Consider the following 24351-nt stretch of genomic DNA (forward strand, 5'->3'; position numbering starts at 1 on the left):
TAGCGGAGGCCCTGCTCGCGCCCGAGGGAAGGCCTGCACCCGCCTCGCTAGACTCGACCGCGACGCGGGCCTCGCCCGACCCCCTCCCGTTCATCCGTCAAAGGAGAAGCCATGCCCGTCGCTACCCCGGACCAGTACGCAGAGATGCTCGACAAGGCGAAGGCCGGCGGTTTCGCCTACCCCGCCTTCAACGTCTCGTCGTCGCAGACCATCAACTCGGTCCTCCAGGGCCTCAGCGAGGCCGGTTCCGACGGCATCATCCAGGTCACCACCGGAGGCGCCGACTACTTCGCCGGCCACACCGTGAAGAACCGCGCGGCCGGAGCGATCGCCTTCGCGAAGTTCGCGACCGAGGTCGCCAAGAACTACCCGGTGACCGTCGCGCTGCACACCGACCACTGCCCGAAGAACGCTCTCGAGGGCTTCGTCTACCCGCTGATCGCCGCCTCCGAGGAGGAGGTCAAGGCCGGTCGCGAGCCCCTGTTCCAGTCGCACATGTGGGACGGCTCGGCCGTACCGCTGGACGAGAACCTGGCCATCGCCAAGGAGATCCTCCCCCGCATCAAGAACATCAACGCGATCCTCGAGGTCGAGATCGGCGTCGTCGGCGGCGAGGAGGACGGCGTCTCGCACGACATCAACGAGCACCTCTACACGACCCTCGACGACGCGATCGCGACCGTCGAGGCGCTCGGCTTCGGCGAGCAGGGCCGCTACATGGCCGCGCTGACCTTCGGCAACGTCCACGGCGTCTACAAGCCCGGCAACGTGCGCCTGCGACCGGAGCTGCTCCGCGAGATCCAGGACGGCCTCCAGGCGAAGTACGGCACCGACGCCCTCCCGCTCGACCTCGTCTTCCACGGCGGCTCCGGCTCGACCGACGAGGAGATCGCCGAGGCGGTCCGCAACGGCGTCGTGAAGATGAACATCGACACCGACACCCAGTACGCGTTCAGCCGCTCGATCGCGGACACCGTGCTGAAGAACTACGACGGCTTCCTCAAGGTCGACGGCGAGGTCGGCAACAAGAAGGTCTACGACCCGCGCGCCTGGGGCAAGATCGCCGAGACCGCAATGGCCGCGCGCGTGGCCGAGGCGACCCGTCAGCTCGGCTCCGCCGGCAACTCCGGGAAGTAGGCGGACGCTCCGTGACGAACGCACACGACCAGCCGGGCGGCGCCGACCGCCCGAAGCCGCAGTACGGCGAGTACGCGCCTCCCGGCTGGTCGTGGAACCCTCCGGCCGAGACCGTGGTCCCGGATCCGCGCGGCTCCGAGACGGAGCCTCGGCCCGCGACCGCCGGCGCGAAGCCGGGCGTCGCCCACCCGGTCGACCGCCTGCTCACGATCATCCTGCTCGCGCTCGGTGTCTTCTTCGCCGTGCCGACGCTGCTCGATCCGTCGAGCTTCGCGACGACGCTGTCCGACCTCTACACGAGCCAGGGCATCGGCACCTACGCCTCGCCCGACCTGGCGCGGACGCTGGGCGTCGTCACGGCGCTCGTGCAGTCGCTGATCGTCGCGTTCGCCGTCTGGATCTCGGTCCGGCGGCTTCGGGCGGGCAAGCGGGCCGTCCTCGTCCCGATCCTCGGGATCGCGGCGACGATCGTCCTCTCGATGGTCGTCGCGGGAATCGCGATCCTGGGCGACCCGACTTTCGCCGACTACGTCTCGCGCCTGTCGAGCCAGGGCGCTGCCGGGCTCGACGCCTGACCCCCTCGCACGGACGAGGCCGCCGCCCCCTCGGGGACGGCGGCCTCGTCTCGTGTCGCCGGACGGACCGGCGTCAGTTCGCGGCGGGCGCCGTGACGCGGCCGCCGATGGCGCGGGCGTCGCGCTTGCCGGCGACGTCCTTCCGGAGCTCCTTGGGGAGCGAGAACATCAGGTCCTCCTCCGCCGTCTTGACCTCTTCGACCTCGCCGTAGCCCGCGGCGGCCAGGTCGTCGAGCACCTCGCGCACGAGGACCTCGGGCACCGACGCGCCGCTGGTGACGCCGACGGTGCGGATGCCGTCGAGCCACTCCTGCTTGATCTCGCTGGCGTAGTCGACGCGGTAGGCGGCCTTGGCGCCGTACTCGAGCGCGACCTCGACGAGGCGCACCGAGTTGGAGGAGTTGGCGGAGCCCACCACGATCACGAGCTCGGCGTCGGCGGCGACCTTCTTGATCGCGACCTGCCGGTTCTGGGTGGCGTAGCAGATGTCGTCGCTGGGCGGGTCCTGCAGGTTGGGGAAGCGCTCGCGGAGGCGGCGGACCGTCTCCATGGTCTCGTCGACCGAGAGCGTGGTCTGCGAGAGCCAGACGACCTTGTCGGGGTCCTTCACGACGATGGTGTCGACCTCGTCGGGGCTGCCGACCAGGGTCACGTGGTCCGGAGCCTCGCCCGCGGTGCCCTCGACCTCCTCGTGGCCCTCGTGGCCGATCAGGAGGATCTCGAAGTCGTCGCGCGCGAAGCGGACCGCCTCGCGGTGCACCTTGGTGACGAGCGGGCAGGTCGCGTCGATCGCCTGGAGGTTGCGGTCGGCGGCGCCCTGCACGACCGCCGGAGAGACTCCGTGCGCGCTGAAGACGATGTGCGAGCCCTCAGGGACCTCGTCGACCTCGTCGACGAAGATCGCGCCCTGGCTCTCGAGCGTCGAGACCACGTGCACGTTGTGCACGATCTGCTTGCGCACGTAGACCGGAGCGCCGTAGTGCTCGATGGCCTTCTCGACGGCGACGACCGCGCGGTCGACTCCGGCGCAGTAGCCGCGCGGGGCGGCGAGGAGCACGCGCTTCGCGCCGTCGACGGGGACGTCGCGGAGACGCCCGGTGGCGCGGGGCATGCGCGGCATGGGCAGGCTGATCGAGACTTGACTCACCCCCTGATTCTATGCGCTCCCGGCTGAGCGGAGGCCGATGCGCTGTCGGAGGCATCCCGTACGGTGGTCGACGCGGGCAGCCCCCGCCACTCCCCGCCCGCCCGAGCGAAGGCACCGATGACAGACGCCCCTCCCACCGCCGAGAACCCGTGGCCGGTCGGCCTGCTCGCGAGCAAGCTCAAGGGCTGGATCGAACGGCTGGGCACCGCGTGGGTCGAGGGCGAGATCACCCAGTGGGGGGTCTCGGGCGGCAACGTCTACGGCAAGCTCAAGGACGTCTCGGGCGACGCCACGGTCGGGTTCACGATCTGGTCGTCGGTCCGCTCCCGCATCCCGGCCGATCTGGCGCAGGGCGCCCGCGTGATCGCGCTCGTGAAGCCGAACTACTGGCTCAAGGGCGGAACGCTCACCATGCAGGTGTTCGAGATGCGCCACGTGGGCCTCGGCGACCTGCTCGAGAAGCTGGAGCGGCTGCGGCGGCAGCTCGCCTCCGAGGGGCTGTTCGAGCCGGGTCGCAAGAAGCGCCTCCCGTTCCTCCCGCACGGCGTGGGCCTGATCACCGGCAAGGACTCGGACGCAGAGAAGGACGTGCTGCGGAACGCGCAGCTGCGCTGGCCCGCCGTGCGCTTCCGGGTCGTCCACGCTGCGGTCCAGGGGGATCGCACGGTGCCCGAGGTGCTGTCGGCACTGCGCGCCCTCGACGCCGACGAGAGCGTCGACGTCATCGTGATCGCCCGCGGCGGCGGCGACTTCCAGAACCTCCTCGGCTTCAGCGACGAGTCGCTCGTGCGCGCCGTCGCCGCCTGCTCGACGCCCGTCGTCAGCGCCATCGGCCACGAGGCCGACCGGCCGCTCCTCGACGACGTCGCCGACCTGCGCGCCTCGACGCCGACCGATGCCGCCAAGCGCGTGGTGCCCGACGTGTCCGACGAGCTCCTCCGGGTGCAACAGGCGCGCCTGCGGATGACCACGCGGGTGAGCGGGCTCGTCTCGCACGAGGTCGACCGGCTCTCGCAGCTGCGCTCGCGCCCCGTGCTGGCGAATCCCCGCGTCCTGGTCGACCAGCGCTCGGAGGAGCTGACCCGCTGGGTCGCCCGCGGCGCCGAGCTCGTCGAGCGCCGGATCGAGCGCGCGCACCTCGAGGTGGAGCGCCTGCACGGGCATCTGCGCGCCCTCTCGCCGCAGCACACGCTCGACCGCGGCTACGCGATCGTGCAGAACGCCGCCGGTCGTGTCGTCCGCGCTCCGGGAGACGCCGAGGCGGGCGAGGCGCTCGTCCTGACGCTCGCGGAGGGCGCCGTCGCCGCCCGCTCCGAGGGGTCCGCCGCCGACCCCGCCGGCCGCGGCTGACCCTCCGCCCGACCTCCCCCGCCGCGCCTGCCCGGGCGCACCGATCGATAGGATCAAGACCATGGCCGACGCCCGCACCGACTCCCCCGCTCCCGAGGGACTCGATTCCGACGTCTCCGGTCTCAGCTACGAGCAGGCCCGCGACGAGCTCGTGCGCGTGGTCTCCGAGCTCGAGCAGGGAAGCTCGACCCTCGAGCGCTCCCTCGCCCTCTGGGAGCGCGGCGAGGCACTCGCGGCGCGCTGCGAGGAGTGGCTGATCGGCGCCCGCGCCCGTCTCGAGGCCGCCCGCTCCGGATCGAGCGCCGGATGAGCCGCCGCAAGGAGCCGAGGGTCGTCGCCGAGCTCGGCCGCCCCGAGACCCCCGCCGAGATCGCGGCGCGCAAGGCCGAGAACTCCCGGCTCTACCGCCAGCGCAAGACCGTCAACAACCTCGTGTTCTCGCTGCTCGCGACGGTCGGAGTCGTGGCCCTCATCGTGCTCATCGTGCCCCGGGGGGACGGCACGGATCGTCCGGCGATCGACGTGCCGCTCGTCGCCTCCCAGCTCCAGCTCGGCGAGACCGACACCCTCGCCGTGCCGCGGATGCCCGACGACTGGTCCGCGAACGCCGCCGAGCTGCGCACCGACGGCGGCATCGACTACTGGTACGTGGGCCTGCTGACTCCGGCGCCCGACTCCGGCTACATCGGCCTCAGCCAGGGCTTCGACGCCGACGAGGCCTGGGTCGCCCGGCAGCTCGACCGCGCCGCCGCCACGGGCGTCGAGCGGATCGACGGCCGCGAGTGGACGGTCTACGACCGCCGCGACTCGGGCCAGGACACCGGCAACACGCCCTACGCACTCGAGACCACCGAGGGCGCCAGCACCTACCTCGTCTACGGAACCGCTCCCGTCGAGCGGATCCGCGAGGTCGTCGACGCCGTCTCGCCCCAGATCGGCCAGGAGGAACAGTGAGCATCCACGACGACGCCCTCGGCGGCGACGCCCCGCAGACCATCCCGGTGCCGCGCGAGTCCCGCCCGCCCGCGTGGGTGTGGAAGGAGATGCTGCGCGGCAACCAGCGCTTCGTCGCCGGCGAGCCCCGCCACCCGCGGCAGGACGTCGAGCGACGCGCCGAGCTCGCCGCCGCGCAGCGTCCGCTCGCCGCCCTCTTCGGCTGCAGCGACTCCCGCCTCGCCGCCGAGATCATCTTCGACCTGGGCCTCGGCGACCTCTTCGTCGTCCGCAACGCCGGGCAGGTCATCGCCGACTCCATCCTCGGCTCCCTCGAGTACGCGGTCGCCGTGCTGGGAGTGAAGCTGATCCTGGTCCTCGGGCACGACGAATGCGGCGCGGTGAAGGCCGCGATCGAGTCCCAGGCCCCGGGAGCGCAGCGCCTCCCTCCGCACATCGAGCACCTCATCGAGCCGATCATCCCCGCGGTCCGCCGCGTCGTCGGGCCTCAGCCGGACGGGCGCGTGCTCGTCGACCCGTCGGCCACCGACGCACTCGTCGTCGGCCGGGAGCACCTGCGCGACACCGTCGCCGAGATGCTCCAGCGGTCGCCGCTGATCGCCGACGCGGTCGCCTCGGGCTCGCTCGCGGTCGTCGGAGCGAACTACCGCCTCTCCGACGGCACGGTCGTCTCGGACGTCGTGCTCGGCATCGATCCTCCCCAGCTGAGCCCCTACCTCTCCGAGCAGGAGCGCACGCCCAGCACCCTTCCGTCCGGCGCGTCGACCGACGCGACGGAGTCCGGCGCCGAGTAATCGGCCCCGGCGAACAGCACCGATCAGACAAGGACGAACACAGCGTGGTGGATCACCTCCCTACCGACTCCGGCGACTTCCGCATCGAGCACGACACGATGGGCGAGGTGCGCGTTCCGCGGAACGCCCTGTACGCCGCGCAGACGCAGCGCGCCGTCGAGAACTTCCCGATCTCGGGAGCCGGACTCGAGCCTGCCCAGATCGCGGCTCTCGCGCGCATCAAGAAGGCCGCGGCACTGGCGAACGCCGAGCTGGGCGTCCTCGACGCCGACATCGCGGGGGCGATCGCCGACGCGGCCGACCTGATCGTTGCGGGCGGGTACGACGAGCACTTCCCGATCGACGTCTACCAGACCGGCTCGGGCACGTCCTCGAACATGAACATGAACGAGGTGCTCAGCAGCCTCGCGACCACCGCGCTCGGGCACACGGTCCACCCCAACGACCACGTCAACGCGTCGCAGTCCTCCAACGACGTGTTCCCCACCTCGGTGCACGTCGCCGTGACGGGCGCGCTGATCGAGAGCCTCATCCCCTCCCTCGAGCACCTCGCCGAGGCGCTCGAGACCAAGGCCGAGCTGTGGTCCGAGGCCGTCAAGTCGGGCCGCACCCATCTGATGGACGCGACCCCCGTGACCCTCGGGCAGGAGTTCGGCGGCTACGCCGCGCAGATCCGACTCGGCATCGAGCGCGTGCAGTCGGCGCTCCCCCGCGTCGCCGAGGTCCCCCTGGGCGGCACCGCGGTCGGCACCGGCATCAACACCCCCGCCGGATTCCCGCAGAAGGTCATCGCGCGCCTCGCGGAGGAGACCGGCCTGCCCGTCACCGAGGCCCGCAACCACTTCGAGGCCCAGGGCGCCCGCGACTCGCTCGTCGAGGCGTCCGGCGCGCTGCGCGTGCTCGCCGTCAGCCTCACCAAGATCAACAACGACCTCCGCTGGATGGGCTCGGGCCCCAACACCGGGCTCGGCGAGCTGCACATCCCCGACCTGCAGCCGGGCTCCTCGATCATGCCCGGCAAGGTCAACCCGGTGATCCCGGAGGCGGTGCTCATGGTCTGCGCCCGCGTCATCGGCAACGACGCCACCATCGCCTGGGCGGGCGCCTCCGGAGCCTTCGAGCTGAACGTCGCGATCCCCGTCATGGGAACCGCTCTGCTCGAGTCGATCCGCCTGCTCTCGAACTCGTCGGTGCTCCTGGCCGACAAGACCGTCGACGGTCTCGAGGCCAACCTGGAGCGCGCCCGCGCCCTGGCGGAGTCCTCGCCCTCGATCGTCACGCCGCTCAACAAGGTCATCGGCTACGAGGCGGCCGCCAAGGTCGCGAAGAACTCCGTGGCCAAGGGCATCACCGTCCGCGAGTCGGTCATCGACCTCGGCTTCGTCGAGCGCGGCGAAGTCACGGAGGAGCAGCTGAAGAGCGCCCTCGACGTGATGAGCATGACCCACCCGGGATGAGTTCTCTGGTCCGTCCTGCGCACGCGCAGGACGGACCGTGGTCGGCTTCTCGGGACGGATGCCTTCCGCAGAGCGTCCTGCGTTCGGCTAGCGCGAAACGCTGGCACGCCTTTCACGGGTTCGCCTTGAAGGCGTACGGCTGGGCGTCCGCCGACAGCTCAGTAGTCGGTCGACAGGGCCGTCCGGTCGCGAACCTTCGAGAGAGCCGCAACTCCTCGGAGGGGAGGCGTCACTCCGCTGGGGGCAGAGGGCCGAGCCAGGCGGTCGCGAAGGTGGAGTGGGCGGACTCGTCGTCGGACGGGTGGAAGAGGCCGGCGAGGACGTCGCGGTACAGGCGCGAGAGTTCCGAGCTCCGCGAGTAGGCCGACCCGCCCGCCACGCGCACGGCGCTCTCCACGATCCGCAGAGCCGCCTCCGTCGTGCGGATCTTGACGCCCACGAGCGAGGGGAACCAGCGCGCGCCGCGGTCGACGAGGGCGTCGACGTCGGCGGCGGCCGAGCGCAGCGGAGCATCGAGACCGTCGAGCAGGATCGCCGCGTCCGCGACGCGCCACCGGACGTCCGGGTCGTGCGCGAGGGAGCGCCCACCCGCCTTCCTCGACGTGCGCCGCGCCGCGGACTCGACCGCCAGCGTCAGCGCGCGCTGCGCGATCCCGAGGTACACGGACGCGATCAGCAGCTCGAACGCCGCGAAGATCGCGAAGACCAGCGGATCCGCGCTCGGCCCCACGGGCAGCGAGCGGAACATCCGCCCGGCCGGGATCTCGACGCCGTCCAGGATCGTCGTGCGGCTCTGCGTCGCGCGCATGCCGAGCGTGTCCCAGTCGTCGCGGGTTGCCAGGCCCGCGACGGGCGACTCCGGAGTGTCGCGATCGACGAAGCCGTGCACCAGCCGCGGCTCCGGACCGCTGTCGTCCCGCCCGAAGACGCCCAGCCGCGTCCACGCGGGCGAGAGCGAGGTGAACACCTTCATCCCGGTGAAGCGGTGGCCGCCGCCCGGCAGCGGCTCGGCACGAGTCAGGGAGTCGAAGAGCACGAGGTCGTTGCCCGGCTCGCTGTTCCCGAAGGCGAACACATGCCCGGCGGCGGCGTCCACGAGAACGTGCTCCAGGGAGGAGTCGCCCCGGTCGCGCAGGATCTTCGCGACCCCGGTCCAGACGAGGTGCATGTTGACGGCCAACGCTGTGGCCGGCGCCGCGGTCGCGAGCCGGGTCTGCTCCGCCGCCGCCTGCTCGAGACCGAGACCCGCACCGCCCAGCTCGGACGGCACGAGCAGCGCCAGGTAACCGATCGTTCGCAGCTCCTCGAGGTCCTCGGCGAAGAAGGCGTTGCGCTCGTCGTAGTCGGCGGCGCGGAGGCGGAAGCGCTCGAGGAGCGCGTCGTCGAGGATGCTCACCCGGTCCACGCTACGCCCGTCGACCCGCACGGCCGCCACGAGAGCTGCCTCCGGCTCGCAGAACCGCGTCCGGCACGCAGGGATCCGTGGATCCTGCGCGCCGGACACGGCTCTCGAGCGGGAGCGAACTAGGCCAGCTCGTTCGACTCCAGCATCTCGGTCACCAGCGCCGCGATCGCCGAGCGCTCCGAGCGGGTGAGCGTGACGTGGGCGAACAGCGGGTGCCCCTTCAGCGTCTCGATCACGGAGGCGACGCCGTCGTGACGGCCGACCCGCAGGTTGTCGCGCTGGGCGACGTCGTGGGTCAGCACCACCCGCGAGTTCTGCCCCACACGGGACAGGACGGTCAGGAGCACGTTCCGCTCGAGCGACTGCGCCTCGTCGACGATCACGAAGGCGTCGTGCAGCGAGCGCCCGCGGATGTGGGTCAGCGGCAGGACCTCGAGCATCCCGCGCTCGATCACCTCGTCGAGCACGTTCTGCGACACCAGGGCACCGAGCGTGTCGAAGACCGCCTGGGCCCAGGGGTTCATCTTCTCGGCCGCGTCGCCCGGCAGGAAGCCGAGGTCCTGACCGCCGACGGCGTACAGCGGGCGGAAGACCATGATCTTCTTGTGCTGGCGCTTCTCGAGCACCGCCTCCAGTCCTGCGCACAGCGCCAGCGCAGACTTGCCGGTGCCCGCACGGCCACCCAGCGAGACGATGCCCACCTCCTGGTCCAGGAGGAGGTCGATCGCGAGCCGCTGCTCCGCCGAGCGCCCGTGCAGCCCGAAGACGTCGCGGTCGCCGCGCACGAGCGTGATCTGCCGCTTGCCGGTCACCCGCGCGAGCGCCGAGCCGCGATCGGAGTGGACGACGAGACCCGTGTTGATCGGGATCCCCTCGACCGCGTCGGTGAAGAGGCGCTCCCGGTCGTAGAACTCGCTCATCGCGCCGCCCTCGAGCGTGATGTCGTCCATTCCGGTCCACCCCGACTCCGGAGCGAGCTCGGCGAGGTACTCCTCGGCGGCGAGGCCGATCGACGCCGCCTTGACGCGCATCGGCATGTCCTTGGACACGACGGTGACGGTCGAGCCCTCGTTGGCGAGGTTCATCGCCACCGCGAGGATCCGCGCGTCGTTGTCGCCCAGCTGCAGCCCGCTGGGCAGCACCGACATGTTCGAGTGGTTGAGCTCGACGCGGAGGGTGCCCCCGTTGCCGACGGCGATCGGGAAGTCGAGGCGCTCGTGCTTGATGCGCAGCTCGTCGAGGTGCCGCAGCGCCTGGCGCGCGAAGTAGCCGATCTCGGGATCGTGGCGCTTGCCCTCGAGCTCGCCGATCACGACGATCGGCAGCACGACGGCGTGCTCCGCGAACCGGAACATCGCCATCGGATCGGAGAGCAGCACCGAGGTGTCGAGCACGTACGTGCGGAGGAGTTGATCGGAGGACCCGGTCGAGCCGTGCTGCGGTCGGCGGTGGACGCCGCCCTGCGCTCCGGCCTGCTGGTCCATACCCTGGGGAACTGTCACGACGACTCTCCACACCCCGGAGGCTCGAACGCCCCCGGCTCATGCTGCGAAGCCGGCCCTCCGGTGCGCCTCGGCACCGCGCAGTTCCCTCTCACCGATCTGCGCGATGTCGAGCCGTTCCCTCGGGTCCGTCTCGACCAGGCGCTTCACCTGATGACTCGAACATAACCCCGCGAATGACATCCGTGTGGTTCGAGTGTGTAACCAGTGTGTGAACGCCGGGCGCAGGTCAGAAGTCGGCGCCCGTGCCGGCCGAGACGAGAGCGGCCCGCAGGGCGGCCAGCGTCTCGTCCGTGGTGCTGGCATGGGGGCTGAAGCGGACCGTTCCCGGCCGGAGGCGCGCGGTCACTCCGTGGACCTCGAGCGACGCGGCCAGCGGAGCGAGCTCCTCCGGGGCCGGTTCGACGACGACGATGCCCGCGCGGTCGCGCTCGTCGCGCGAGCTCGTCACGGCGAGGCCGAACTCGTCGGCGAGATCGATCACGGCGCTGACCCGCTCGGCGATCACCGCGGCGATCGCGGGCACTCCCACCGCCGCGATGTCCTCCAGCGCCCCGGCGAAGCGCGCCTGGGCGATCGGATCCGGGTTCGTCACGCTGTAGGCGGGCGCGCCGGAGGCAGGCGGTGCGACCTCGTCCCAGGGTTCGACGGCGTCGGAGCCCGTCCAGCCCGAGAGCACCGGCGAGAGCCGCTCGATCGCCCGCTCGCCGAGGGCCAGGAAGCCCGTGCCCCAGCCCGACCGCACCCACTTCTGACCGCCGGACACGACGACGTCGGCCGCGGCGTACGGTGCGTCGACGACTCCGAAGCCCTGGATCGCGTCCACGATCAGCAGGCGATCGCCGATGACCTCGCGGAGCGCGCCGAGGTCGGCGAGATAGCCCGTCCGGGAGTCGACGAGGCTCACGGCCACGGCGACCACGTCCGGAGTGAGAGCGTCGCGCACCGCCTCCGGAGTCACCCGACCGCCCTCGGTCGGCAGCCAGACGGGCGACACCGCCCCGAGCGCCTGCTGCGCACGCACCGCGGCGTAGGGCAGGCTCGGGAACTCGGCGGAGGAGAGCAGCACGCTCCCCCGCAGACCGAGCATCGTGTGCAGCAGACCCGTCGACGTGTTGGGCTGGAAGACGACCTGCTCGGCCGGAAGCTGGACCAGGGCGCTCACGGCGGTGCGCACCCGCTCGTCCTGCCGCTGCAGCTCGTCGAGGGCCCGGCCCGCCTGCAGGAGCCGCGTCGCCGCCTCCTGCTCGGCCACGGCCGTCGCCGAGATCGGACCGACGCGGGCGAAGTCGAGGTAGCCGGTCTCCTCGGCGAAGGCTCCGAGGTACTCGTCCATCGCGAGGGTGTTCGTCGTGCTCATGCCGGCCCTTCCGGTCGGTGGTGGCGCGGGCGCCTCAGCTGCCGAAGCGGCGGTGCCGCCCCGCGTAGTCGCGCAGGGCCCGGAGGAAGTCGACCTCGCGGATGTCCGGCCCCAGCGCCTCCATGAAGTAGAACTCGCTGTGCGCGCTCTGCCAGAGCATGAAGTCCGAGAGCCGCTGCTCCCCCGAGGTGCGGATGACCAGGTCGGGGTCGGGCTGGCCGCTCGTGTAGAGGTGCTCGCCGATCAGCTCGGGCGTCAGCAGCTCCGCGACGTCCTCGATCGTGGATCCGCGCTTGCCGTGCTCGTCGAGGATGCTGCGGACCGCCTGCGCGATCTCATGGCGCCCGCCGTACCCCACCGCGAGGTTCACGTGCAGGCCGGTGTGGCGGGCCGTGCGCTCCTCGGCGGCGTCGAGGGCATCGATGAGCGACTCCGGGAGCCCGTCGTCGGAGCCGACGTGCTGCACGCGCCAGTCCGGCTGCTGAGAGACCTCTTCGGCGAGGTCGGCGATGATCGCGATCAGCTCGGTCAGCTCGGAGCTGTCGCGGCCGACGAGGTTGTCCTGCGAGAGCAGGTAGAGGGTGACGTGCCGGACGCCCAGCTCGTCGCACCACTGGAGGAACTCGTGCACCTTCGCGGCGCCCGCGCGGTGGCCGTGGGCCGCCGTCTCGAGGGCCCGCTGCCGCGCCCAGCGCCGGTTGCCGTCGATGATCATCGCGACGTGGTTCGGCAGGGTGCCGGGAGCCAGGCTCGACCTCAACCGCTTCTTGTAGACGCCGTAGAGGAGGTCCCTTCCCACTGGCAGTCTCGGCTTCGGCACATCGCTACGGTAGCCGATGCTCCTGCCCGGGAAGGGTCGCGGCGCCCGGCCGCGTCACCGGGACCGGCCGTATCCTGAGCCGTATGAGCCACCGGCCGACGCCCCCCGCCCCCGAGCCCGCTCGTCGGTCCTCCCCCCGTGCCGACGACGCCGTGGCGCGGGACGACGCCGACGGGCCGGACCTGCCGAACCTCCCCCTCGTCGACGACGAGATCGACCACGGAGCGGTGGCCGAGTCGAAGCCGACCTGGCGCGGCTGGATCCACGCCGGGCTCTTCCCGTTCGCGATCGTGGCCGGGGTCGTCCTCGTCTCGGTGGCCGACGGCACCGCCGCGAAGTGGGCCGCCGCCGTCTTCGCGACGTCCTCGCTCCTGCTCTTCGGCAACTCCGCCCTCTACCACCGGTTCGACTGGGCGCCGCGGACGAAGGTGATCCTCAAGCGGATCGACCACGCCAACATCTTCCTGCTGATCGCGGGCACCTACACGCCGCTCGCGGTCCTCGCGCTGCCGCCCGCGCAGGGCACGCTGCTGCTCGTGCTCGTCTGGTCCGGCGCGCTGCTCGGGATCGGCTTCCGGGTGTTCTGGATCTCGGCGCCGCGCTGGCTCTACGTGCCGCTCTACCTGCTCCTGGGCTGGGCGGCGGTGATGTACCTCGCACCGCTGCTCGAGGCGAGCGCGACGATGATGGTCCTCGTCCTCGTGGGCGGTCTCTGCTACACGGTCGGAGCGATCGTGTACGGCTTCAAACGGCCCAACCCCGTGCCGGGGGTCTTCGGGTTCCACGAGATCTTCCACGCGCTGACCGCCGTGGCGTTCGTCTGCCACTGGACGGCGGCCCTGCTGATCTCGCTGCACCCCGCCTACAACGGCGGCTGAGCCGGCGTCAGCGCTCCGAGCGGTCGTCCGCGGGCCCGCGCTCCGAGCGCTCCACCTCGGCGGCGCGCTCGCGCTCCTCGGCGTCGAGCCGCTCCGCGACCTGCTCGCGGTAGGTGGTCCGCCGGACCCGGCGCACCATGTCGAGCGCGAGGAGGACGGCGGCCACCGCGATCACCAGCATCGTGATGAAGCCGAAGAGGCCCGGCGTGACGGTGTCCTCGTTGAAGTCGGGCGCGGGCGACGGCGTCGCCGCGACGATCCGGGACAGCGCCAGGGCGGCGGAGTCGAGCACGGCGGGGATCACGCGTCCACCTCGTTCCGCGCGCCGGTCGGGAAGGCGACGTCGAGTCCGGCGAAGAGATCGGTCTCGGGCGTCGGCGCCTCGACCCGCGACTGCACGAGCTGGAAGTCGTCGGTCGGCCACGCGGCGTCGATGGCCTCGTGCGGCAGGAAGAAGAAGGCGTTGTCGGGCGCGACCTGGCTGGCGTGCGCGCGCAGGGCCGCATCCCTCCGGTCGTGGAAGCCCGAGATGAGCACCTGCGTCGTCGCGAGGTACGGAGCGTCGTCCGACCAGCGCTTCATCTCCTCGAAGGTCGCCAGGCGCGGGTCCTCCGGGTCGAGCGAGCGGAGGTGCTCCGCGATCGCCCGCAGCTTCTGACCGCTGAACACGCGGTCGTAGTAGAGCTTGGCGACCGACCAGGGCGCCCCGAGGCCGGGGTACTCGTCCGGCTCCCCCGCCGCCCGGAACGCCTCCATGGCGACCTGGTGCGCCCGGATGTGGTCCGGGTGCGGATAGCCGCCGTTCTCGTCGTAGCTGATGATCACGTGCGGCTTGAAGCGTCGGACGAGCCGGACCAGCGGAGCCGACGCCGTCGCGAGCGGGAGCGCCGCGAAGCTCGCGGGCGGAACCGAGCCGTCCTCCTCCATCCCGGAGTCGACGAAGCCCAGCCAGGTGTGCTGCACGCCCAGGATCCGCTGAGCCTCGGCCATCTCGAGGCGGCGGAGCCCGCCCATGTCGCGCTCAGCGTGCGCGCGGGCGGCGAGCGACTCGTTCAGGACGGAGCCGGCCTCGCCTCCGGTGCAGGAGACGACCATGACCTCGGCGCCGCGGTCGGCGTAGGCCGCGAGAGTCGCGGCGCCCTTGCTCGACTCGTCGTCGGGATGGGCGTGCACGGCGAGGAGGCGCGGGACCTCCCGCACCTCCGAATCGACGGAGACCTGGGCGGCCTGGGACACGATCGCTCGATTCCTCGGGGTTTAATGGGGCGACGCGACCGCTCGCAGCGAGCGCGCATCATCCGTCAACAGTAACCGCTACACCCGGGGAGTTCCGTGGCCGTCCGCACGTCCGACAGCTCCGAGCGGAGCGACGAGACCTCGGTCGATCCCGACGCCGTCCGGGCGAGCGGCCCGCTCGCCTCGCGCTACGGACGCACCACGCGCAGCCGCCGCGGCAACCGCTGGCTCTTCGGCGCGGTCGCGCTCGCCTTCGTCGCCGTCTTCGCCGCCTGGGTGGTCTGGGCGGGCCTCGACAGCGGTCGCGACGGCGTCGACGTGCAGGACACGGCGCACCGGGTCGTCGACGACCGCACCGTCACCGTCTCCTTCGACCTCACCGCGCCCGCCGGGACGGACGTCGCCTGCGCGGTCCAGGCGCTCAACGAGCAGTCGGCCGTCGTCGGCTGGCTCGTCGTGGAGTACCCCGCCTCCCCCGACCGCTTCCGCTCCTTCACCGAGACGGTGCGGACGACCGAGCTCGCGAACACAGGTTTGATCTCCTCCTGCTGGCTCCCGTAGGGTTGCCGGGTGCCCTGACGGACTCGTCGGGGCCTTGTCTTTTTCCACCGCCGCCGGGCGTCGGACGACACGGACGCCGGGGCGGGAGCCCCGGACCCGGACGCCGGACCCCTGCACGCGGCAGTCACGTGAGGAGCCCACCATGGCCGACCAGCCTCAGGTCACCTGGATGACCCAGGAGTCGTACGACCGCCTCCAGGCGGAGCTGAACGAACTGTCCACCGCGGGCCGCGAGGAGATCGCGAAGCGCATCGAGGTCGCCCGCGAGGAGGGCGACCTCAAGGAGAACGGCGGCTACCACGCCGCGAAGGACGAGCAGGGCAAGATCGAGGCGCGGATCCGTCAGCTCACCTCGCTCCTGCGCGAGGCCGAGATCGGCACGCCGCCCGAGAGCCACGGCGTGGTCGAGGCCGGCACGATCATCACGGCCGAGATCGCCGGAGACGAGTCGCGGTTCCTGCTCGGCAACCGCGAGATGGCCGGCGAGAGCGACCTCGACGTCTACAGCCCGCAGAGCCCGCTGGGCGGCGCGATCATGGGCCTGAAGGTCGGCGACTCGACGAGCTTCGAGGCCCCGAACGGCCGGACGATCAGCGTCCGCGTCGTGAACGTCGAGACCTGGAACGGCCACTGATCGTCCCGACGCAGCACGCGAGTGGAGACGCCACCTGCGGAGTCCGGAAGGTCTCCGCGGGTGGCGTCTCTCGTTGCAGCGGTCAGTTGCGGGCGACTCGGGGTTCGTAACCCGCGTCGCGGAGCACCTGGAGGACGCGCTCGGCGTGCTCCGGACCGCGCGTCTCGACGCTGATCTCGAGTTCGACCTCGCTGATCTGCAGACCTCGACCGTGACGGGTGTGCAGCACCTCGACGACGTTCGCGTTGGCCTCGGAGATGAGCTCGGAGATGCGGGCGAGCTGGCCGGGGCGGTCCGGCAGGCCGATGCTCATCTTGAGGTAGCGCTCGGAGGCGGCGAGGCCGCGGCTGATCACGCGCTCCATCATCAGCGGGTCGATGTTGCCGCCCGAGAGGATCACGGCCGTCCTTCCGGCGTCGCGGATCTTCCCGGTGAGGATCGCCGCGATGCCCACGGCGCCCGCGGGCTCGACGACGAGCTTCGCCCGCTCGAGCAGCACGAGCAGCGCGCGGGCGATGTCGTCGTCCTCGACCGTCACGACCTCGTCGACGACGTCGCGGATGATCGCGAAGTTCAGCGCTCCGGGCATGGCCACCGCGATGCCGTCGGCGATCGTCGGCGAGATCGTGATCAGGGTCGGCTCCCCGCTCGCCAGCGACAGCGGGTAGGGAGCGGCGTTCGCGGCCTGCACGCCGATGACGCGCAGCGTGCGCCCCTCCTGCGCGGCCTTCTGCTTCGCCGCCGAGGCGACGCCGGCGATGAGGCCACCGCCGCCGATCGGGACGACGATCGTCTCGACGCCCTCGGCCTGCTCGAGGATCTCGAGTCCGATCGTGCCCTGCCCGGTGACCACGTCCGGGTGGTCGAACGGCGGGATGAAGACGGCCCCGGTGCGCTCCGCGAACTCGGCCGCCGCCGCGAGCGATTCGTTGAAGATGTGGCCGCTCAGCACCACGTCGGCGCCGTAGTCGCGGGTGGCGGCGAGCTTGGGCAGCGCGACTCCGATCGGCATGAAGATGGTGGCCGAGATGCCCAGCTCGCGCGCGGCGTACGCGACGCCCTGCGCGTGGTTGCCCGCCGACGCCGCGACGACGCCGCGCGCGCGCTCCTCGGGCGAGAGCCGCGACATGCGGAACACCGCGCCGCGGATCTTGTAGGAGCCGGTGCGCTGCAGGTTCTCGCACTTGAGGAACACCGGCGAGCCGAGCACCTGGGCGAGGAACGTGCTCGTCTCCATCGGGGTGTTCGCGATCACGGGCGCGATGACGCTGCGCGCCGCCTCGAACTCCTGGAGGGACGGTCCGGCGACGTGACTAGTCTGCATGCTCTGCGGCAACTCTCTCGGGGGTTCGGGTCGGCGTGCGCCAGGCGCCGCTGGCGATGTAGTTGACCATGACGTTCAGGGTCGCGACGAAGGGCACCGCGAAGAAGGCGCCCGCGATGCCCGCGACGATGGAGCCGCCGGCGACGGCGAGCACCACGGCGAGCGGGTGGATCTTGATGGCCGATCCCATGACGAGCGGCTGGAGGATGTGCCCCTCGAGCTGCTGGACGCCGAGGACGACGATCAGCAGGATCAGGGCGATCAGCGGCCCGTTGTAGACCAGCGCGATGAAGACGGCGAGAGCGCCGGTCGCCACCGCTCCGATCACCGGCACGAACGAGCCCAGGAACACCAGGACGCCGATCGGGATCGCCAGCGGCACGCCCAGGAGGGCCGCGCCCACGCCGATGCCGACGGCGTCGATGAACGCGACGAAGATCTGCACCTTGACGAAGTTGGTGAGCGTCACCCAGCCGGCCCGCCCGGCGCCGTCGACCGCGGGGCGAGCGCGGTGCGGGAAGAGCCGCACGACCCAGCGCCAGATGTTCGGGCCGTCGATCAAGATGAACAGGGTCGAGAAGAGGGTGAGCAGGACGCCGGTCAGGACGTGGCCGATCGTCGAGCCGACGCTCAGCGCTCCGCTGACGAGCATGCCCGAATCCTGCTGCAGGGCGGTCAGCGCCTGCTGCGCGTACTCGTTGATCTCGTCCTCGGTGAGGTGCAGCGGCGATTCGAGCAGCCAGGCCTTCAGATCGTCGTAGGACTGCACCGTCTGGCGGCTCAGGTCGTCGAACCCCTGGTAGACCTGCGTCGCGACCAGGAAGAGCAGGCCGCCGATGATGACGATGATGCCGAGCTCCGACACGGTGATCGCGAGCCACTTGGGCCAGCGGTGCCGCTGCAGGAAGCTCGAGAACGGCACCAGCAGCGCCGCGATGACGATGGCGACCAGCAGCGGGATCACGATGAGGCGCAGCTCGATGATGAGCAGCGCCAGCACCGCGAGGGCGGCCACGACGACGAGCACGCGCCACGCCCAGGCGCCCGCGATGCGCATCCCGTCGCTCACGAAGGCGGAGTCGGGAACGGGGCGCGAGGTCCCCGGGACGTGCAGGACAGGCGGCGCCGCGGTGTCGACGACGCGGGCGCCGGAGGAGCGGCGGGACCTGCCGAGTCTCATCCCCACAGACTAGGCCCCGGCGCATTCCCCGGGCGGTATCGACCGCGAGGACTCAGGAGACGGCCGTGCGCGATCGGGCGCAGGCGATGTCGGAGGCCTTCGCTAGCGTGGTCGGACCATGACCGAGCAGCTCTCCCCCGCCCTCGCGCGCCGCATCGCCCTCGCCGCGCAGGGCTTCGGAGCGCCGCGGCCGCCGCGGATCGGCACGCGTCAGGTCCTCGGCGTCGTCGACCGCATCCGGCCGCTGCAGCTCGACTCGGTCAACGTCTTCGAGCGGAGCCACTACCTTCCGCTGCTCGCGCGCCTGGGGCCGTACGACCGCTCCCTGCTCGACGCGGTCGCCTTCGCGCCGAAGGGGCACTACCTCGAGTACTGGGCGCACGAGGCGGCGCTGATTCGGCGCGCCGACGTGCCCCTCTACCGCTGGCGGATGGCGCACTACCGCCGCACCGAGCACGAGGGCTGGGCCGGTGAGAACCGGGCCACGCTCGACTGGCTCCGCGCCGCACTGGCCGACGGGCCGCTCCGCGCGTCCGAGATCGAGCACGAGTCGAACGTCCGCACCGGGCCGTGGTGGGGCTGGTCCGACATCAAGCGCGGTCTCGAGGTCCTCTTCCGCTGGGGCGAGGTGGTCAGCGCCGGGCGCACGCGCTTCGAGCGCTCCTACGCCCTCGCCGAGCAGGCCCTGCCGCGCGAGGTCCTCGACGCCGAGGTGGCGGAGGAGGACGCGGTGCGCGAGCTGGTCCGCCGAGCCGCCGTCGCGCACGGAGTCGCGACGCTCGGCGATCTCGCCGACTACCACCGGCTGCGGCGGGCGCCCACCCTCGCCGCGGTCCACGACCTGGTCGAGGCGGGCGAGCTGCTCCCCGTCGCGGTCCGCGGCTGGGAGCGCTCCGGACGTCCCGTCCCCCTCTGGCTCCACGCGAACGCCCGTCGGCCGCGATCGCTCCGCGCCGACGCCCTGCTCTCTCCGTTCGACCCGGTCGTCTGGCACCGTCCGCGCGCCGAGCTCCTCTTCGGCTTCCACTACCGGATCGAGATCTACACGCCCGCAGCGCAGCGCGTGCACGGCTACTACGTGCTGCCCGTGCTCCTCGACGACGTCCTCGCCGCCCGGGTCGACCTCAAGAGCGACCGGCAGCGCAAGGTCCTGCGCGTGCAGGCCGCCTGGCTCGAGCCGGGGGCACCCGCCGACACCGCGGAGCGGCTGGCGGTGCTGCTCCTGGAGGCTGCCGCCTGGCAGGGGCTCGACGCGGTGGAGGTCGTCGAGCGGGGCACGCTCGCGGCGGCACTCCTCTCGGCGGTGCGGTCCGCGCGTCCGGATGTCCTAGCGTGAGCGGCATGGTGGACGAACGCTCCGGATCGATCGCGCTCGCCCTCTCCGAGAAGTGCGTGGGGCTCCTCCTCGAGCGCGGCACGGTGAAGGGCGTGAGCTCGATCGACCTCTCCCACGCGGCCGGCATCTCGCTGCGCACCTTCCACCGCTACCTCGGCGGCAAGGAGGACTGCGTCCGTCCCGTGCTCTACGCAGCCATCGCGGCCATGGGCCGGGCGCTGACCGCCCGCCCCGCCGACGAGCTGCTGAGCACGGCGCTGGGCGCGGCGTTCGCCGCCGCCGCCTCGGGTCCGCAGCTCGACCGCACGCTGCGCCTCATCCCGCTCCTCACCGAGACCCCGGCGATGCGCGCGGTCTGGGCGCAGTCCCTGCACGACGGCGAGGCGGCCCTCACTCCGTGCATCGCGGAGCGGATGGGGTTCGAGCTCGAGGAGACCCCGCGCGCGGCCGTGCTCGCGACCATCGTGATGGCCCTCGTCCGCCGCGCCCTGGTCGACGCGGTCGCGAGCGGCGCGGATCCGGCGCCCGTCTTCCAGGAGTACCTCACCACCTTGAACGGCGGGCCGCTGGCCGTACCGGCGAAGGCCGGACAGTCCTCCTGAGAGCCGCCCGCTAGAACTGGACGCGCGGCGGCTCGGAGATCGCGGCGAGGCTGTCGACCTCGAAGAAGTCGCGCTCCGAGAAGCCCAGTCGACGCGAGAAGAGCGTGTTGGGGAACACCTTCACCTTGGTGTTCATCTCCCGCACGCCGCCGTTGTAGAAGCGGCGGGCCGACTGGATCCTGTCCTCGGTCTCGACGAGCTCGCCCTGCAGCTGGAGGAAGTTCTGGCTGGCCTGCAGCTGCGGATACGCCTCGGCCACGGCGAAGATCGACTTGAGCGCCTTCTGCATGTGGTCCTCGGCCGCGGACGCCTCGGCGGGCCCCTGCGCCGACAGGGTCTCGGCTCGCGCACGGGTCACCTGCTCGAAGACCTGCTTCTCGTGGGCGGCGTAGCCCTTCACGGCGTCGATGACGTTGGGGATCAGATCCGCGCGCCTCTTCAGCTGGACGGTGATGTCGCTCCAGGCCTCGTCGACCCGCACGTTCAGGGTGACCAGGGAGTTGTAGGTCGCCCAGAGGTAGATCCCGAGGATCACCACGAGGGCCACGACGACGATGAGCGGGACCAGCCATTCCATGCCGACAAGTGTAGGGAACGGCGGTCGGCGGCCTGCGCGGGCACGGCGCTTTCGCAGTGTCCGCGGCGACGCTACTTCAGCGTCTTCTGCAGCAGGACCGTGCTCAGCCAGCGGTTGAACTTGAAGCCCACCCGGCCCATGCGGCCGACCTCGACGAAGCCGTACTGCGCGTGCATCGCGAGCGACGCCTCCGCCCCCTTGTCGGCGATGACGGCCATGATCTGCCGGATGCCGACCGCCTTCGCCCGGTCGAGCAGCTCGGTCATCAGCGCCTTGCCGAGTCCCTTGCCCGTGGACGCCGCACGGAGGTAGATCGAGTTCTCGACCGTGAACCGGTAGGCGCGCTTGGACGACCACGGCGAGACCATCGCGTAGCCGAGGATCTGACCCGACGGGGACACCGCGACGATGAACGGCAGGCCGAGCTTCACGTTGCGGGCGAACTTCGACCGCCACTCCTTGATCGTGGAGTCGTCCTCGTCGAAGGTCACGACGGTGTTGCGCACGTAGTGGTTGTAGATCTCGCGGATGTCGGGGAGGTCCTCCTCGCGCGCCTCGCGGATCTCGTACGAGAAGTCGGGCTCGGGCGGCGGCGCCTTCCGCAGGTGCGGCGGCAGGACGCGTCGCTGCTCGTACTCTTCCTCCAGCATGGGGATCCCCTCCGTCGACCCGGGCCGCTCGCGCGGACCTCGTCCAGCGTATCGGCGCGCACCAGGGCGCCGCGGCTCACTCCGCGAGGCTCCAGTCGACCGGCTCGGCGCCCCGCTCCTCGAGGAGCGCGTTCGCCCGGCTGAAGGGCCGCGAGCCGAAGAAGCCGCGCGAGGCCGACAGCGGACTCGGATGCGCGCTCTCGATCACGCCGGCGTCGCCGAGCATCGGCCGGAGGCCGGCGGCGTCCCTCCCCCAGAGGATCGCGACGAGCGGAGCGTCGCGCGCGGCGAGCGTGCGGATCGCGTGCTCGGTCACGGCCTCCCAGCCCTTCCCCCGATGCGACGCCGGAGTGCCCGGCGAGACGGTGAGGACGCGGTTGAGCAGCATCACGCCATGGCGCGTCCACGCACCGAGATCGCCGTGCGCCGGAGGCGTGACCCCCAGATCGTCGCGGAGCTCGCGGTAGATGTTCTGGAGACTGCGCGGCACCGGCCGGACGTGCCGCTCGACCGCGAACGACAGCCCGATCGGATGCCCGGGCGTCGGGTAGGGGTCCTGGCCGACGATCAGCACGCGGACATCGGCGAGGGGCGCCGCGAACGCGCGGAGCACGTCCTTGCCCGCGGGGAGGTAATGCCGCCCGGCAGCGGTCTCGGAGCGGAGGAAGTCGCCCATCGCCGCGATGTCCGGCCCGACGGGAGCGAGGGCGTCCGCCCAGCCCCGGTCGATCAGTCCGGCGCCGGCCAGCTCCTGCAGATCCATCAGCCCGCGGCGAGTGTCGCCACGACCACGCCGGCCTCGCCTGCGCTCGCGCGCCAGACCGAGCCGGCGCCCGAGACGCGCAGCGCGCCGGTGCCGACCGTGAGGACGGTGGACTCGTCGATGGCGACCCCTCCGTCGACCAGGCCCGCCTCGACGGCGGCGACCAGCCGGCCCAGCGTGCCCCACTGCGCGGCGTGCACGTCGATCGAGACGTCGACCAGGCCGATCCCCTCGAGGACCGTCACCTCGTCGAGCTCCTCGGCCGCCTCCTCCGGCGCCACGACGACGCCGCCGATGCGGAAGCCGCCGACGATGGCGCGGTCGGCGGCGATCGCGGCGCCCGCCGAGAACCCGGCGTACGGGGTCCCCGACGAGACGAGATCGCGCAGCCGCGCGAAGGACGGCTCGAGCGCGTCGCGGTAGGCGGGGGTGAGTCCGCCGCCCACGAGGATCCCGTCGACCCCGTCGAAGACGGACGGGTCGATGCGACCGCCCTCGGGCTTGAGGACGGGGACCGGCTCGAGCTGGCCGACGGAGGCGAGGGTCGCCGCGTAACCGGAGTAGGCCTCGGGGCCCAGGCCGTCGTGCACCACCACGATGGCGATGCGGGGCCCCTCGATGCGCCCGGCGTCGACGGCGCGGGCGCGCGCCTCCGCGAGGAACGCGCCGTAGAGGTCGGAGTCGTGCTCGGCGCCGCCACCGCCGCCGATCAGGTGGACGCTCACTCGTCGTCCTCGCCGAGCGCTCCGTCCACCGGGGGCAGAGCCGACCACGGGAAGACGATCCAGCGCGGGGTGCGGCGCCAGAAGAAGTCGGGCTCGAGCACCGTGCGGGGCTTCGTGTAGAGCGTGACGGTGCGCACCTCGGCGCCCATCGCGCGGATCAGCTTCACCGACAGGGCGAGGGTGTGCCCGGAGTCGGAGACGTCGTCGACCAGGAGGATCCGCTTGCCGCGCACCGACGCCTCGTCCAGGAGCGGCGGGAGCACGACGGGCTCGGCGAGCCGGGCCTCGACCCCGGTGTAGAACTCGACGTTCAGGGCGCCGCAGCTCTTGATGCCGAGCGCGTAGGCGACGGCCCCCGCGAGCAGCAGTCCGCCGCGCGCGATGGCGACGACGAGCTCGGGCCGGTAGCCCGACGCGACCACGTCGTCCGCGAGATGGCGGGCGGCGTCGCCGAACTCGAGCCAGCCGAGGACCTCCTTCTCCGTGGCGGCGAGGAGGGCGGCGGAGTCGTCGGCGTCGGAAACCATGAGGGACAGGCTAAGGCGTCGCGCGCCTCCGCGTCACATCAGCGCCCGACGGGACGGCCCCCGTCAGAGCTTCGGAGCGAGCTCGCCGCGGACGACCTTGTGCGGCGCGGCCTGCGCGACCGGCTTGATCGTCACCAGGTCGAGGTCGACGTGGGGCGGCAGCTCGACCGAGGACACGATCGCGGCTGCGACGTCCTCCGCGACCAGCGGCGCCGCGACTCCGTCGTACACCTTGTCGGCCCGGGCCTTGTCGCCGCCGAAGCGGACGAGCGAGAACTCCTCGGTGTGCACCATGCCCGGCGCGATCTCGATGACCCGGATCGGCTCGCCGGCGAGCTCGAGGCGCAGGACCGCAACCAGGGCGTGCGCGGCGAACTTCGCGGCGTTGTAGCCGCCTCCGCCCTCGTAGGCGACGTGCCCCGCGATCGAGGTCACGGTGACGATGTCGGCGGAGCCCTCGGAGCCCTCGTCGGCGAGGCCCCGGCGCAGCAGCGGGAGCAGGGCGCTGGTGACGAGCTTCACCGACAGCACGTTGATCTCGAACATGCGCGTCCAGTCGGCGGGGTCGGACGCCTCCACGGTGTCGAGTCCGAGGGCGCCGCCGGCGTTGTTCACGAGCGCGTGCACCGCCCCGGTCGCCTCCAGGTGGTCGCGCAGCGCGTCGACCTGATCGGAGTCCGTGAGATCCGCCACGAACAGGTCCGCGCCGGTCTCCGCGGCGAGCGCTTCGAGCCGCTCGCGGCGCCGTGCGACGGCCACCACGTCCCAGCCGTGCTCCCGGAACAGGCGCACCGTCGCCGCACCGATCCCCGAACTCGCTCCTGTCACCACGACGCGTCGAACCACGCTCGTCTCCT

Annotated in this window: 27 protein-coding genes; 12 read left to right on the forward strand and 15 right to left on the reverse strand. The window is 71.8% G+C overall.

Annotated elements, in window-relative coordinates; genetic code table 11:
* Positions 1 to 111 precede the first annotated feature (111 nt).
* Together fbaA and LRG51_RS04845 are read left to right on the forward strand one after the other, a co-directional pair.
* Positions 112 to 1137, forward strand: a complete 1026-nt coding sequence (gene fbaA, locus LRG51_RS04840; RefSeq protein WP_230671458.1) for a class II fructose-bisphosphate aldolase — start codon at positions 112 to 114, stop codon at positions 1135 to 1137.
* Positions 1138 to 1148: 11 nt separating this feature from the next.
* Positions 1149 to 1712: a DUF6264 family protein gene (locus tag LRG51_RS04845; protein WP_055788351.1), complete on the forward strand. Its 564-nt coding sequence runs from the start codon at positions 1149 to 1151 to the stop codon at positions 1710 to 1712.
* A 73-nt stretch (positions 1713 to 1785) separates the two neighbouring features.
* On the opposite strand, the gene LRG51_RS04850 is transcribed toward LRG51_RS04845, so the two are convergent.
* The gene (locus tag LRG51_RS04850) at positions 1786 to 2832 is read right to left on the reverse strand and encodes a 4-hydroxy-3-methylbut-2-enyl diphosphate reductase (RefSeq protein WP_055788346.1); all 1047 of its coding nucleotides are present in this window, start codon (positions 2830 to 2832) and stop codon (positions 1786 to 1788) included.
* A gap of 144 nt (positions 2833 to 2976) precedes the next feature.
* On the opposite strand from LRG51_RS04850, the gene xseA reads away from it, so the two are divergent.
* The 5 genes from xseA (at position 2977) to LRG51_RS04875 (ending at position 7414) form a co-directional block, all read left to right on the forward strand.
* Positions 2977 to 4209 (forward strand): exodeoxyribonuclease VII large subunit, encoded by a 1233-nt coding sequence (xseA, locus tag LRG51_RS04855; RefSeq protein WP_055789104.1) that lies wholly within the window; start codon positions 2977 to 2979, stop codon positions 4207 to 4209.
* Positions 4210 to 4270: 61 nt separating this feature from the next.
* Entirely contained in the window at positions 4271 to 4519 is a 249-nt protein-coding gene (locus LRG51_RS04860) for an exodeoxyribonuclease VII small subunit (RefSeq protein ID WP_055788343.1), read from the forward strand.
* Positions 4516 to 5163, forward strand: coding sequence for a DUF4245 domain-containing protein (locus LRG51_RS04865; RefSeq protein WP_082481040.1), 648 nt, complete (start codon positions 4516 to 4518; stop codon positions 5161 to 5163). The genes LRG51_RS04860 and LRG51_RS04865 overlap by 4 nt, the downstream gene beginning before the upstream one ends.
* Before the next feature lie 89 nt (positions 5164 to 5252).
* Positions 5253 to 5957 carry a carbonic anhydrase gene (locus LRG51_RS04870; protein WP_082481110.1) on the forward strand — a complete coding sequence of 235 codons (705 nt, stop codon included), beginning with the start codon at positions 5253 to 5255 and terminating at the stop codon, positions 5955 to 5957.
* 47 nt (positions 5958 to 6004) lie between these two features.
* Positions 6005 to 7414 (forward strand): class II fumarate hydratase, encoded by a 1410-nt coding sequence (locus LRG51_RS04875; RefSeq protein ID WP_268788500.1) that lies wholly within the window; start codon positions 6005 to 6007, stop codon positions 7412 to 7414.
* Between the two features lie 229 nt (positions 7415 to 7643).
* Here LRG51_RS04875 and LRG51_RS04880 read toward each other — a convergent pair whose 3' ends face one another.
* From LRG51_RS04880 to LRG51_RS04895, 4 genes are all read right to left on the reverse strand, one after another.
* Positions 7644 to 8819, reverse strand: coding sequence for an acyl-CoA dehydrogenase family protein (locus LRG51_RS04880; RefSeq protein WP_230671459.1), 1176 nt, complete (start codon positions 8817 to 8819; stop codon positions 7644 to 7646).
* A 119-nt stretch (positions 8820 to 8938) separates the two neighbouring features.
* The gene (locus LRG51_RS04885) at positions 8939 to 10303 is read right to left on the reverse strand and encodes a PhoH family protein (RefSeq protein WP_107574869.1); all 1365 of its coding nucleotides are present in this window, start codon (positions 10301 to 10303) and stop codon (positions 8939 to 8941) included.
* Between the two features lie 247 nt (positions 10304 to 10550).
* Entirely contained in the window at positions 10551 to 11681 is a 1131-nt protein-coding gene (locus LRG51_RS04890) for an aminotransferase class V-fold PLP-dependent enzyme (protein WP_230671461.1), read from the reverse strand.
* A 34-nt stretch (positions 11682 to 11715) separates the two neighbouring features.
* Positions 11716 to 12480 (reverse strand): isoprenyl transferase, encoded by a 765-nt coding sequence (locus LRG51_RS04895; RefSeq protein WP_327205437.1) that lies wholly within the window; start codon positions 12478 to 12480, stop codon positions 11716 to 11718.
* Positions 12481 to 12584: 104 nt separating this feature from the next.
* On the opposite strand from LRG51_RS04895, the gene trhA reads away from it, so the two are divergent.
* The gene (gene trhA / locus LRG51_RS04900; protein ID WP_230671463.1) at positions 12585 to 13379 is read left to right on the forward strand and encodes a PAQR family membrane homeostasis protein TrhA; all 795 of its coding nucleotides are present in this window, start codon (positions 12585 to 12587) and stop codon (positions 13377 to 13379) included.
* Between the two features lie 7 nt (positions 13380 to 13386).
* Here trhA and LRG51_RS04905 read toward each other — a convergent pair whose 3' ends face one another.
* Together LRG51_RS04905 and mca are read right to left on the reverse strand one after the other, a co-directional pair.
* The gene (locus tag LRG51_RS04905) at positions 13387 to 13683 is read right to left on the reverse strand and encodes a hypothetical protein (protein ID WP_230671465.1); all 297 of its coding nucleotides are present in this window, start codon (positions 13681 to 13683) and stop codon (positions 13387 to 13389) included.
* A complete protein-coding gene (gene mca / locus LRG51_RS04910) occupies positions 13680 to 14615 on the reverse strand; it encodes a mycothiol conjugate amidase Mca (RefSeq protein WP_230671468.1) in 936 nt (311 codons plus the stop codon). Before mca ends, LRG51_RS04905 begins: the two co-directional genes overlap by 4 nt.
* 96 nt (positions 14616 to 14711) lie before the next feature.
* Between mca and LRG51_RS04915 the strand changes: the two genes are divergently transcribed.
* Together LRG51_RS04915 and greA are read left to right on the forward strand one after the other, a co-directional pair.
* On the forward strand, positions 14712 to 15176 hold the full coding sequence (locus LRG51_RS04915; RefSeq protein ID WP_230671470.1) for a DUF4307 domain-containing protein: 465 nt from the start codon (positions 14712 to 14714) through the stop codon (positions 15174 to 15176).
* 142 nt (positions 15177 to 15318) lie between these two features.
* Positions 15319 to 15810 (forward strand): transcription elongation factor GreA, encoded by a 492-nt coding sequence (gene greA, locus LRG51_RS04920; RefSeq protein ID WP_055788332.1) that lies wholly within the window; start codon positions 15319 to 15321, stop codon positions 15808 to 15810.
* An 82-nt stretch (positions 15811 to 15892) separates the two neighbouring features.
* On the opposite strand, the gene ilvA is transcribed toward greA, so the two are convergent.
* Both ilvA and LRG51_RS04930 read right to left on the reverse strand, forming a co-directional pair.
* The gene (gene ilvA / locus LRG51_RS04925) at positions 15893 to 17134 is read right to left on the reverse strand and encodes a threonine ammonia-lyase (protein ID WP_055788329.1); all 1242 of its coding nucleotides are present in this window, start codon (positions 17132 to 17134) and stop codon (positions 15893 to 15895) included.
* Positions 17124 to 18314, reverse strand: a complete 1191-nt coding sequence (locus tag LRG51_RS04930) for an AI-2E family transporter (RefSeq protein WP_230671472.1) — start codon at positions 18312 to 18314, stop codon at positions 17124 to 17126. Before LRG51_RS04930 ends, ilvA begins: the two co-directional genes overlap by 11 nt.
* Positions 18315 to 18432: 118 nt before the next feature.
* Between LRG51_RS04930 and LRG51_RS04935 the strand changes: the two genes are divergently transcribed.
* A complete protein-coding gene (locus LRG51_RS04935) occupies positions 18433 to 19650 on the forward strand; it encodes a winged helix-turn-helix domain-containing protein (RefSeq protein ID WP_230671474.1) in 1218 nt (405 codons plus the stop codon).
* A gap of 5 nt (positions 19651 to 19655) precedes the next feature.
* Positions 19656 to 20252, forward strand: a complete 597-nt coding sequence (locus LRG51_RS04940; protein ID WP_230671476.1) for a TetR/AcrR family transcriptional regulator — start codon at positions 19656 to 19658, stop codon at positions 20250 to 20252.
* Between the two features lie 10 nt (positions 20253 to 20262).
* Here the strand turns inward: LRG51_RS04940 and LRG51_RS04945 are convergent, their stop codons facing one another.
* The 6 genes from LRG51_RS04945 to LRG51_RS04970 all read right to left on the reverse strand — a co-directional run bounded on the left by LRG51_RS04945 (position 20263) and on the right by LRG51_RS04970 (position 24340).
* Entirely contained in the window at positions 20263 to 20829 is a 567-nt protein-coding gene (locus tag LRG51_RS04945) for a LemA family protein (RefSeq protein WP_055788320.1), read from the reverse strand.
* Between the two features lie 71 nt (positions 20830 to 20900).
* Positions 20901 to 21479 carry a GNAT family N-acetyltransferase gene (locus tag LRG51_RS04950; RefSeq protein WP_055788317.1) on the reverse strand — a complete coding sequence of 193 codons (579 nt, stop codon included), beginning with the start codon at positions 21477 to 21479 and terminating at the stop codon, positions 20901 to 20903.
* A gap of 76 nt (positions 21480 to 21555) precedes the next feature.
* The gene (locus LRG51_RS04955; RefSeq protein WP_230671478.1) at positions 21556 to 22242 is read right to left on the reverse strand and encodes a uracil-DNA glycosylase; all 687 of its coding nucleotides are present in this window, start codon (positions 22240 to 22242) and stop codon (positions 21556 to 21558) included.
* Entirely contained in the window at positions 22242 to 22967 is a 726-nt protein-coding gene (locus LRG51_RS04960; protein ID WP_107574860.1) for a peptidase S51, read from the reverse strand. Before LRG51_RS04960 ends, LRG51_RS04955 begins: the two co-directional genes overlap by 1 nt.
* Positions 22964 to 23494: a phosphoribosyltransferase gene (locus tag LRG51_RS04965; RefSeq protein WP_055788307.1), complete on the reverse strand. Its 531-nt coding sequence runs from the start codon at positions 23492 to 23494 to the stop codon at positions 22964 to 22966. Before LRG51_RS04965 ends, LRG51_RS04960 begins: the two co-directional genes overlap by 4 nt.
* 63 nt (positions 23495 to 23557) lie before the next feature.
* Positions 23558 to 24340, reverse strand: coding sequence for an SDR family NAD(P)-dependent oxidoreductase (locus LRG51_RS04970; protein WP_230671481.1), 783 nt, complete (start codon positions 24338 to 24340; stop codon positions 23558 to 23560).
* Positions 24341 to 24351: the final 11 nt, after the last annotated feature.

This window comes from Rathayibacter sp. Leaf248 (genome assembly GCF_920939495.1).
GTDB classification, from domain to species: domain Bacteria; phylum Actinomycetota; class Actinomycetes; order Actinomycetales; family Microbacteriaceae; genus Rathayibacter; species Rathayibacter caricis.